Origin of the sequence: Nostoc sp. KVJ20, from assembly GCF_001712795.1 — a bacterium.
Taxonomy (GTDB): domain Bacteria; phylum Cyanobacteriota; class Cyanobacteriia; order Cyanobacteriales; family Nostocaceae; genus Nostoc.
Genome location: NZ_KV757630.1, coordinates 1 through 11548 on the forward strand (window position 1 = coordinate 1; position 11548 = coordinate 11548).

Sequence of the window (11548 nt, forward strand, 5' to 3'; positions counted from 1 at the left end):
GATGTGACTAATGGATAGCCTTGTAAAGGGGAGGGAACTGGATTTCTTTTTCCCACCTTTCCAAGGGGGGATTAAGGGGGGTAAAACGCCTGTGGAACAAGCATTTGAGCTTAAGTTGACACCAATGCAATGCCTTGCGCCCCTACCGCTGAACTGGAAACCAGAACGGCGGTGTTAGAAGCTTTGGTAAAAACCACTCAAATCACGAATAATTTCAATAATTAAATTTATGTCAGCAGAAAATTCCACCCCCAAAGCCATCTGGATTCTTACTGAAGAAACAGCCCAAACATCAAGTACAACTAGTGAAACATTGATAAATAGTGGAGCAAGAAGCAGTAGAGATACAGGAGGATTACTGGGAATTGAAACTACTGAAGAAATAGTTGTCAGCCGAAAAAGAGACGAAATAGTAATTACTAGACACAAAGTAGAGGTAACGAAACTCAAGCAAGAAATGAAAGGATTTCTGCAAGCAATGCGGGAAATGCTTGATGAAGCTGATCAACCAGATTCTAAGCTCCAGCTTGATGAGGTAGAACTCTCAGTAGAAGTCAATGGCGAAGGACAAATCAGTTTATTTGGGATTGGTGGTGGGAAAGCAGGGGGAAAAGGAGCGATGACTTTTAAATTCAAGCGGAAATAAATGCTATCTTAATGCCTAATGTAGAAATGTGGTCTAATTTATAGCTGTAAGCATAGCGATCGCACTACATAAACAGTAGGAATAAACTGGCTGTGCGATCGCACAAATTTTTTGAACAACATCTCTGCCAAAGCAGCAAATCATTATTGAAGTATAAAATTTTACTTAAAACATTAAGACTCTGAATTCTGACTTTTAGTATTAATTTTTCCAACAAAAACAGTATTATCCCTGTAGTCATAACGGGTGTATTTAATTAAAAGTGGCTTCATATAGTTCTTATTTGCTTACAAACTAGATTGTATTTAAGTGTAAATACAGTAGTTCAAATATATTAACCTTTACAAAATCAGTATTATTCCTGTGGTCAGAATGGGGTTACTCAATGGAAAGTGGCTTCATCTACTCTTGACATTTTTATGTCTTATTTCTCGAAAGATGGTTATAAATCTCAGTAACAGTAAATAGATTAATAAGAATTTACGAATTTACTAAGATTTGCTCATCTGAAAATAACGCTACTGTCGTTGAGTTTCACCACAAACCTAGATGTAAACTGATGTATCTTAAAATACAAAAGTTTGATGCTTTTTACTTGATTTCAATTGTGGAAGAACTTTATACGAATTTAGCTTACACGTATCGAATTTAGCTGAAGTAAAAGCAAAATGAGCACAACTCCTATAGGTAGCTACAGGTTGTTCCAGAAACTACATCCGCTATCTCTGTTGGCACAATTAACCAGTCGGCGTGCTACAGGGTGCTTAAGCATATTTACTGGAATAGTTTCTTGGTCAATTTATCTAGAGGACGGTAAACTTACTTATGCCTCCTATTCAGATAAACTGCTTGAGCGGCTTGACAGTCACTTGCGACGCTTAAGCCAGCAAATTCCTGCTCTCAACAGCGCCACTCGCGTGCAAATGCGGCTGATGTTTGAGACGAAGAATGAACATCAATCAATACCAAATGCGGATTACCAAGCTATTTGTTGGTTAGTAAATCAGGACTATATTACCTCTGTGCAAGCAGGAAGCCTGATAGACGAATTAGCAAAAGAAGTGCTGGAATCATTTCTCTGTTTAAAAGAAGGTAGCTATGAATTCAGTCCAGAAAGCTCTTTAGATGAACTACCAAAGTTCTGTCGCCTGGATTTGCGCTTACTTGTTGAACATTGCCAAAAGCAGTTACGAAATCGGCAAAATATCCAGTCATCAATTCCATCTGGTGGCGGTTCTCAAGTTTTGTCTGCAACACAATCATCTCAAGTTCAGCCACAACTGCATATAAAAATTGGGCAAAACTTGCCGATACCAATTAATTTTGATATCCCTGAGAATAATAAAATTACTCAGCCACCTGTTGGCAAAAAACTATATACAATTGCTTGCATTGACGATAGCCAAACGGTTTTGAATTCTATCAAACATTTTTTGGATGAAAACACATTTTCAGTTGTGATGATCAACGATCCAGTAAAAGCTTTGATGCAAATTCTACGGAGTAAACCCGATCTGATTTTATTAGATGTTGAAATGCCAAGCTTAGATGGTTATGAGCTATGTTCATTATTACGTAAACATTCAGCTTTTAAGAATACACCAATCATTATGGTGACTGGGAGAACAGGCTTTATCGACAGAGCAAAGGCTAAGATAGTCAGATCATCAGGATATTTAACTAAGCCTTTTACACAATCAGAATTGCTAAAAATGGTTTTTAAGCATCTTGGTTAATTTAGGAATTAGAATTCAGAATTCTTATAAAAAGCTAATACGTTTAATCTATTTTTTTAGGAGATTTAATAGTGAGCCTGACTTTGCTTGGCACAATTTTAATTGTAGAAGATTCTCCCAGCGAATTGGAATTAATGAGCCATTATCTCAAAGAAAGTGGTTACAACGTAATTAAAGCAAGTGGTGCAAAAGAGGGTTTAGAAAAAGCTGTGTTAGAAAAACCAGATGCGATCGTTACTGATGTAGTTATGCCAGAAATGAGTGGATTTGAATTGTGTCGCTCTCTGAGAAGAAATCCAATTACTGCAAAAGTGCCGATTGTGGTTTGTAGTTCTAAAAATCAAGAAATTGACCGTTTGTGGGCGATGAGGCAAGGTGCAGATGCCTATATAACTAAACCTTACACCCGCGAACATCTCCTACGTACTATTAAATCAGTGGTAATTTAAATCAATGACTAGTACAAACATTACTCTTGCTTCCAAAGCAACCCAAAATAACTTAGCAGATGGTTATCTGAAGTTTCAGCTAAATCAACAAACTACTGCTGTTTTATCAATGAAGCATACGCAAGAAGCTATTCTTGTGCCTGTTGAATCTATTACCTCAATGCCTAATATGCCCCCCTGCATATTAGGATTAATGAATTGGCGGAGTCGGATAATTTGGGTAGTTGATTTGCCAAGAATGCTCAATTTAGAATCCCTAGATTATCGACTGCGACAGTACAATGTGATCGTTATCCAAGTGGAATCATTAGTGTTGGGCTTAGTTGTACAAGAAATAAAAGGTACAACCAAGTTCATAGTTGATGATATTCATTCTCCTATAGGACAAGTGACATCCAGTTTAGTTCCTTATTTATGTGGGTGCGTTGTGCAGCAGGAAGAAATATTACTAGTATTAGATGCACAGGCGATTGTACAGTCTTCTATTCTCCGCAGTGATTAGAGTTTACTACTAAAAAAAAGATTTTTAGTGTCTTATTCACATACTTAGGAGAACTAATTTTATGTTTAATAAAACCAACACGAATCAAGGTAATAGCGCTCAAAATCGAGCATCATTGATTTCATCCCAAAAAACCCTTGGAACTGTAGTAAAGCTACCAACTAAGTTGACTACTGAAAGTACTAATAATTCTTCTTTGAATCAGGGAATTGCTTATTTTACAAGGCTAGGATTGGTTAAGAAAGCGACTATTTTAGCGATCGCAATCGGTACTATACCAGTTTTGGGCATCGGTGCGATCGCTTTTGGTTTTGCCAACAAGTCGATTACTAAGCAAATTACCCAATCTCAACAAGCTGAAGCCACTGGCTTAAGTGATAAAATTAACCGCTTCATGCTGGGACGCTACGGGGATATCCAAGTAATATCAAACTTGCTATTTTTGACAAGTCCTCAAGCTAGTGTCAGTATCACTACTCAGCAAAAACAAGCAGTCCTAGATAGTGTTGTCGAAGCCTACAAAGCTTATGACAGTATTGCTGTTTTCGATCGCCAAGGTAACTTGATTGTGCAATCCACAGGCGAACCCTTGGAAAATCAAAAAGACCGCACCTATTTTCAAGACGCTTTACAAAAAGATATTCCTGTCATTAGCAAACCGGAAGCAGCAAAAAATACTGGTGTAGTGAGTATTTATCTAGCTGCACCTGTGAAAGAGACAAGGACGGGTCAAACTATTGGCGTGGTACAAGCACGTATGCCCGTAAAATCTTTAGAGGAAGTCATCAAGAACTACGTAGCCAACGGGCAACAATACCATTTGCTCGATGCTTCGGGAACAGTTTTCTTGAGTCCCCAAAAGGAATTATTGGGGAAAGAGGCCAAGGGAGAGTATTCTAATTTACCTAAACTCCTAGCAGCTAAAAAGCTAGATAGTTTTATAGAAGTTCCCAAAACTCAGAAAAAACAAGAACTAGTTAGCTACGTACCAGCTAGTAGTATAGATGGCTTACCAGATTTAAACTGGCAGGTACTTTTAGCTACAAATACAGCAACCGTATTTGAGCCGCAAAGACAATTGTTGTGGATTATAGCCATTGGTACAGCAGTGACAGCATTGATTGTAGCTGCGATCGCATCTCGGTTAGCGAAACTGACTACACAACCAATTCTTAATGCCACTGCGGCATTAGCGAAGCTAGGTCAAGGTAAATTTAATACCCGTCTGGAAATTGAAAGAGAAGACGAATTAGGGGTATTGAGTGCAAATATCAACCTTATGGCTGAACAATTGCAGGTCTTAGTTAAGGAGCAGCAACAGGAATTAGACGTTGAAGGGGTAAAATTATTAGCAGATATTACTCTAAGAATTCGGAAAACTCTCAAAACTGAAGATATTTATCACGCAGTAGTCCAAGAAGTTCAGCGATCGCTAAAAACAGACCGAGTAATCATTTATAGTCTGAATCCAGATAATCGGGATGGTGTTGTCGTTGCGGAATCGGTAACTGGTGATTGGCCGAAAATGCTGGGAGTACAAATTGACGACCCTTATTTTCGAGAACATTATCTAGAAACTTATCGCGATGGAGAGGTGCAAGCGATTGCCAATATTCATCAAGACCAAAACCTGAAAAATGCCGACGGTTACATCCAACTGCTCGAAAAATTTGCTGTCAAAGGTCATTTAATTGTACCGATTCTTGCCCAAGAAAAACTTTTAGGCTTATTAATTGCTCATCATTGCGAAACTCCTCGTGTTTGGCAACAGCCAGAAATTGACTTGTTTCAACAAATAGCAACTCAAGTCGGCTATGCCTTAGAACAAGCCAAGCTACTAGAAGAGATAGAAAAAGTCAGAAATGTAACTGTAAGTGGGTCAGACGAAACACTGCAACAACAACTTTTACAACTACTCAACGATGTAGAAGGTGCAGCCAGAGGCGATTTGACAGTGCGTGCAGACGTAACCGCAGGGGAAATCGGCACTGTTGCCGACTTCTTCAACTCCATTGTCGAAAGCCTCCGGGATATTGTTACCCAAGTAAAACAAGCTGCCATCCATGTGAATAGTGCCATTGGCTCTAACGACGGAGCCATCCGCCACCTAGCAGAGGAAGCGCTTACCCAAGCTGCCGAAATCAACCATACCCTTGATGCTGTTGACCAAATGACCCAATCCATGAAAGCTGTAGCCGAAAGTGCCGAAAAAGCTGCTTTCATTGCTAACCATGCCGCTCACACCGCCACTAAGAGCGGACACGCGATGGATTTAACAGTACAAAACATCCTCTCTTTGCGGGAAACTGTGGGTGAAACTGCCAAGAAAGTGAAACGTTTGGGAGAGTCTTCGCAACAAATTTCTCGCGTGGTTTCCTTGATTAACCAAATCGCGATTCAAACTAACTTGCTTGCCATTAATGCCGGCATTGAAGCAGCGCGTGCAGGTGAAGAAGGTCAAGGTTTTGCTGTAGTTGCTGAAGAAGTCGGCGAACTAGCAGTTAGGAGTGCCGCAGCAACCCAAGAAATTGAACAAATTGTTGAAAATATCCAACGAGAAACCAGTGAAGTAGTGCAAGCAATGGAAATAGGCACTACCCAAGTGGTAGAAGGGACTCGAATTGTGGAGGAGGCTAAACAAAGTCTGAGTGAAATTTTGGATGTATCGTCTCAAATTGACTCCTTAGTGCAGTCGATTTCCACTGCAACCGCATCTCAGGTTGAAACATCACAAAGTGTTAGCCAATTGATGAAAGATATCGCTGCCATATCACAACGCACCAGCGATTCTTCTCGCCAAGTTTCTGAATCTCTGCAACAAACTGTGGATATTTCCCAGCAGTTGCAAGAGACTGTCGAGGCTTTCAAAGTTAGTTAAGTTTGTCATTTGTCATTTGTCCTTTGTCCTTTGCTAGTGATGAATGACGAATGACCATGCAAATTTTAGATTTTAGATTTTGGATTGAAATAAAAATCTAAAATCCGCAATCTAAAATCCAAAATTGATTGACCAATGACTAAGGAAAAAAACTATGCTACAAGACAAAGAATTAGAAATCCAGATGCAGTTTCTAGAAGAAGCAACAGATTACTTAAATACCTTAGAAGGGGTACTGTTGGAAATCGATACTAGTAATCGCATCGATTTGGATAAAATCAATGCTGCACTCCGAGCTACTCATTCTATTAAAGGTGGCGCGGGGATGATGGGATTTAGATCGCTAAGTGATTTATCTCACCGTCTGGAAGATTCATTTAAAGTTTTAAAAACTAAAAAAAATTCTTTAGAAATTGATACTCAGTTGCAAAGTTTATTGCTATCTGGAGTTGACTGGCTGCGTCAGATTGTAGACTTACTTGCACAAGGGAATGTTGTCGAAGATCAGTGGTTAGCAACTTTTTGTTATCCCATCTTCGATGAGTTGCACGATCGCTTGGGCGACCCCACCCCAGAGGATGCATCAACCATGCTATCTCCAGAAGATGGGCAAGACGTTATCCCCTTGCTATTTGCCACAGAAGTAGAAGAGTGTTTGCAGCGTCTAGAATCTGTATTGGCAAATAGTGAACAGCCCGGATTGCATGAAGAAATTGTGATCATGGCAGCTGAATTGGGCGGTTTGGGTGAAATGCTCCAATTGGCAGCTTTTAGCAAGCTTTGTGAGTCAGTAACACAGCATTTAGAAACTGTAAATAGCGACGGGGAACGCGTTTCCGAAATTGCTCAGTTAGCATTGCAAGCATGGCGGCGATCGCAAGCTTTGGTGCTGACAAATCAACTAGATAACTTACCTACAGAAATTCACTTGGGTGGTTCTACGCAATTCCCAGCACTATTACCAGCAGAAGTAATACCACAACTTCTCCCTACAGATATCCTTGACACAGAAATAGTGTCAACAGCTGTTTGGCAAGCAGAGATAACTCCAGAAACTTGGGTTAAAGACGAAGCAATCGCAGCCAATTTTACATTTGTGGATGCAGAATTCGCCGATGACGTAAATTCTGTCAATGTCACCGAACACAATACAATATTTGCTAAAGAAGATAATCCTCCAGATGCCAGATTTGCTGAAAGCAAAGGAGAGGCAAATGGTGTTGGTAAAGAACGAGAAAGTCATGAAAATAGCGTCCGAGTTCCTAGTAAACAACTAGAGCAAATTAATGATTTATTTGGCGAACTGATTGTTCAGCGGAATGGGTTAAACTCACAACTAGAAAGATTACGCAAACTCGTCCGTAACCTCAACCAACGAGTCCAAGTTCTCGACCGAGAAAACCAGGAATTGCGTATAGTCTCCGACAAAATTTCCACTCAAGCTGCTGGGGTGAGGGGGCGAGATGAAAATAGCCAGCAAACACAAGGCACAGACAGTGACTTTGATGCCTTAGAGATGGATCGCTATAACGATTTCAACCTGCGATCGCAGGAAGTTATGGAAACCATTGTTCAAGTACAAGAAGTCACAACAGATGTGCAACTCAGTGTAGATGATACAGACCATATTGCTCGTAAACTCAACAAAACATCAAAACAGTTACAAACCAAACTAAATCACATCCGAATGCGGCCACTGTCCGATTTAGTCGAACGTTTTCCTAGAGCTTTGCGCGATTTAAATGTAGAGTATGGAAAAAATGTCCAGTTAAAAATTGAAGGTGGTAACACTTTAATTGAACGCAGCATTTTAGAAGCTTTAAACGAACCTTTAATGCATCTCTTAAGGAACGCTTTCGATCATGGTATCGAAGACTCAGCCACGCGTCGCCTTTTGGGTAAACCAGAACAAGGATTGATTGAAATTACAGCCACTCACCGCGGTAATCGCACTCTTATTACTATCCGTGATGATGGTTGGGGCATTTCTCTGGAGAAAATTCGCACCCGCGCCCTAGCTATGGGATTGGATACTTCTCTACTCGCTAATGCTAGTGATGAAGAACTATTATCACTAATTTTTGAACCAGGTTTTACCACCTCCGAGCAAGTGACAGCATTATCTGGTCGCGGTGTCGGTATGGATGTGGTTCGCAACAACCTCAAACTAATTCGAGGAGATGTCAAAGTTGATACCGAACCAGGAGTTGGTACTACCTTCACCCTCTCATTACCGTTTACACTTTCCGTTGCGCGAGTTCTGCTGGTAGAAATCAACAAGATTCTATTAGCATTTCCCACAGATGTCATTTCAGAAATATCTTTACTCCAAGACGAGCGAGTTTTTGAAATGGCTGGTAGCGAAGTTTTAAATTGGCAAGGAACCATGCTGCCACTGATTCGCTTAACTCGTTATTTAGAGTTTAATTGTCTACGTTACAATAGCGCAGAGTTGGAAATTCCGGCAGCCATTAGTACTAACAGCGTGTTAGTAGTCAAAGGTAATAATCAGCCAGTAGCAATTCAAATAGATCGTTGCTGGGGTGAACAAGAAGTTGCTATTCGCCAAGTCGAGGGAAATATCCCCTTACCTGAAGGTTTTAGCAACTGCACAATTCTCGGTGATGGTCGAGTAGTGCCACTAGTTAATGTCAATGAGTTGCTGTATTGGATTGCTACAAATCGGAAGACACCGAGAGGTACTCAATTACCATCAGCAAGGTTAAAAACACCGTTCCTGATATTTGATGAAGAGAAAATATCAGCCGCAACTGTTAAGCAGAAAGGCACAATTTTAATTGTAGATGACTCGATTAATGTTCGCCGCTTTTTAGCTCTGACCCTTGAAAAAGGAGGGTATCAAGTAGAGCAAGCTAAAGATGGTCAAGATGCCTTAGAAAAACTCCATAGTGGATTGAGAGTGGAGGCAGTAATTTGTGATATTGAAATGCCTCGCCTTGATGGCTATGGATTTTTAGGTAAGGTAAATTCAGATGTTGATACAAAAAATATTCCAGTTGCAATGCTGACTTCTCGTAGTAGTAACAAACATCGCCAGTTGGCTATGCAATTGGGGGCGCGGGCTTACTTTTCTAAACCTTATAACGAGCAAGAGTTATTGCAAACCCTGGAGGAAATAATTCATTCGGTAGCAGAAAAGGCAGCGTCTAATTGATAATTCATAATTAGGTTTCATATATTTTTTATAGTGCGTTATGCCAAAGACTAACGCACCGTTTGTTTTATAATGTCTTGGCGATTAGAAATCGCGGCTACACAGACAAAACCCACCTCCGTGGGTTAAAAAACAATACAGTTCAGATAAGACCAAAACACTTGTAGAGACGGCGATTTATCGCGTCTCGAAAACCCAAAATTTTTGCCAGTAGTCCTTTTGTGTCAATTGAAATAATTTCTACATAAACTTGCTACTACAGTTTTGACTAAGCCTCTAGAGAAAATCGAGCTATCTATCATTGGTGGTACTGGTACAATCGAAAACATGACATTTTGATAAGGGCATGGCTAATTTATGCCTGAAGACTCTGGCAAGTTTGCAGACAAAATTGGGGCTTATGCTGATTCAGGCGGTACAGTTAACATAAATAATCTGACAATTAGCGCTTCAGATAATTCGGAACTTGCTGCTGTTACATTGGCAGACTGGCGTAAAATCTGCCGTGAAATGCTAGCAGAACGGCGAAAGCTAACTACAAATCCTCTGACATCAACTGAAGGGATCGCCCTGCAAGTTGATGATGTTTACGTACCACTGGGATTAGTTGAGCGCAAAAAACAATCTAAACGTCAGGGTGATGTTTCTCCAGAACAGGGGTCAGAACTGTACAAAGAGACAGAAATTACCAAAACATTTGAGCATGGTGCTTTTCTTGAGCAAGTTCTCAAACAGAAAAACACTCCTAAAAGTAAAGGTAAGCGAATTGCAATTATTGGCGAACCAGGAGCAGGAAAGACAACACTATTACAGCAGATTGCTGATTGGGTATCTCGTGAGATTGAGCAGTCAATTGTCATTTGGGTATCTTTAGCAGATTTGCGAGAGAAGGAACTAAAATTTTATCTGTTTGAGACTTGGTTGACTCAGGTTGCTGAGAAAGCAGGTAAAGCTGAAGCCACTAAGCAAATGAAAGATGATTTTGTTGCTTTGTTTAATCAAAATAATGTGTGGCTACTGCTAGATGGGTTAGATGAAATGTCCGCATCTAATCCTCTAACAGAAATTGCACGGCAATTTCGTGAAGCAGGTTTAATTTCTCAAGCGCGAATTGTGCTAACTTGTCGCGTTAATTTGTGGGATGGCAGCATTAATGCACTTGATGATTTTGATACCTATCGCAGTTTAGATTTTTCTTATCCACAACAGGTAGAAAGATTTATTGACAAATGGTTCGCTGCTATCCCCGAAATTGGGAAGCAGTTATGCACTGCCCTGAAAAAATCAGGTAAGGAACGGATTCAGGATTTAGTGAAAAATCCTCTGCGGTTGACGCTGCTGTGCTTGAATTGGCAATCAGAAGATGGAAAATTACCGGATACTCAAGCGGGACTTTATCAGCAATTTGTTGATGACTTCTACAAGTGGAAAAAAGAAGAATTTGCTACAAACTCTCACCAGCGTCAGCAACTTAATGTCAAACTGGGAGAATTAGCTAAAGCAGCAATAGACAAAGAAGAAACCCGTTTTCGCTTGCGGCAGGATTTTGTTAGTCAGTTTTTGGGAGATGTTGATGATGAAAATTCACTGTTGAAATTGGCACTAAATTGCGGCTGGCTGAACTGTGTAGGGATAGATACAAATAGAAAACCTGTTTACGCTTTCTTTCATGCCTCATTTCAGGAGTACTTTGCTGCTAAAGCAATTGATGACTGGCATTTCTTTCTCAACCACGTTCCCAAAAATCCCAGTCAAGGAACTTATCGCATCTTTGAACCGCAATGGAAACAAACAATATTACTTTGGTTGGGGCGAGAAGAAAAAAACCTCAAACAGCAAAAACAACAGTTTATCGATGCTTTAGTTAGTTTTAAATGTGGATGTCGAAAATTTTATAAATATCGTGCCTATTTTTTAGCCGCCGCAGGAATTGTAGAGTTTAGAGATTATTTTAAAGCAGATGAAATAGTAACACAAATTTTCAAGTGGACAATTGATAGTTCGAGTCCAATCAAAGAGAAAGCTAGGTCAGCACTGCAACAAACAGACCGCACAAAAACGATCGCCGCCTTGGTGCAACTGCTGCAATCAACTACTGTGGATGACTACACCCGTAGCCAGGCAGCAGAAAGCTTAGGGGAAATCGGCACTGGCAATGAAAT

General features: G+C 40.1%; 7 protein-coding genes. All 7 read left to right on the forward strand.

The genetic code is table 11. The annotated features are described in order from the left end of the window. Positions 1 to 229 precede the first annotated feature (229 nt). Positions 230 to 646 (forward strand): Pepco domain-containing protein, encoded by a 417-nt coding sequence (locus tag A4S05_RS18125; protein ID WP_069071196.1) that lies wholly within the window; start codon positions 230 to 232, stop codon positions 644 to 646. 668 nt (positions 647 to 1314) lie between these two features. Beyond that, positions 1315 to 2382, forward strand: coding sequence for a response regulator (locus A4S05_RS18130; protein ID WP_069071197.1), 1068 nt, complete (start codon positions 1315 to 1317; stop codon positions 2380 to 2382). Positions 2383 to 2453: 71 nt separating this feature from the next. After that, positions 2454 to 2831 (forward strand): response regulator transcription factor, encoded by a 378-nt coding sequence (locus A4S05_RS18135; RefSeq protein ID WP_069071198.1) that lies wholly within the window; start codon positions 2454 to 2456, stop codon positions 2829 to 2831. A 4-nt stretch (positions 2832 to 2835) separates the two neighbouring features. Then, a complete protein-coding gene (locus tag A4S05_RS18140; protein WP_069071199.1) occupies positions 2836 to 3333 on the forward strand; it encodes a chemotaxis protein CheW in 498 nt (165 codons plus the stop codon). A 61-nt stretch (positions 3334 to 3394) separates the two neighbouring features. After that, on the forward strand, positions 3395 to 6211 hold the full coding sequence (locus A4S05_RS18145; protein ID WP_069071200.1) for a methyl-accepting chemotaxis protein: 2817 nt from the start codon (positions 3395 to 3397) through the stop codon (positions 6209 to 6211). Positions 6212 to 6365: 154 nt separating this feature from the next. Further along, positions 6366 to 9386, forward strand: coding sequence for a hybrid sensor histidine kinase/response regulator (locus A4S05_RS18150; RefSeq protein WP_069071201.1), 3021 nt, complete (start codon positions 6366 to 6368; stop codon positions 9384 to 9386). A gap of 357 nt (positions 9387 to 9743) precedes the next feature. Next, a partial coding sequence (locus A4S05_RS18155; protein ID WP_256091026.1) for an NACHT domain-containing protein occupies positions 9744 to 11548 on the forward strand: 1805 nt, incomplete at its 3' end.

Excerpts from the sequence above, each read along its gene's own strand:
- A4S05_RS18125 (WP_069071196.1), top strand. The coding sequence starts at position 230 with ATGTCAGCAGAAAATTCCACCCCCAAAGCCATCTGGATTCTTACTGAA.
- A4S05_RS18130 (WP_069071197.1), top strand. The coding sequence starts at position 1,315 with ATGAGCACAACTCCTATAGGTAGCTACAGGTTGTTCCAGAAACTACAT.
- A4S05_RS18140 (WP_069071199.1), top strand. The coding sequence starts at position 2,836 with ATGACTAGTACAAACATTACTCTTGCTTCCAAAGCAACCCAAAATAAC.
- A4S05_RS18145 (WP_069071200.1), top strand. The coding sequence starts at position 3,395 with ATGTTTAATAAAACCAACACGAATCAAGGTAATAGCGCTCAAAATCGA.
- A4S05_RS18150 (WP_069071201.1), top strand. The coding sequence starts at position 6,366 with ATGCTACAAGACAAAGAATTAGAAATCCAGATGCAGTTTCTAGAAGAA.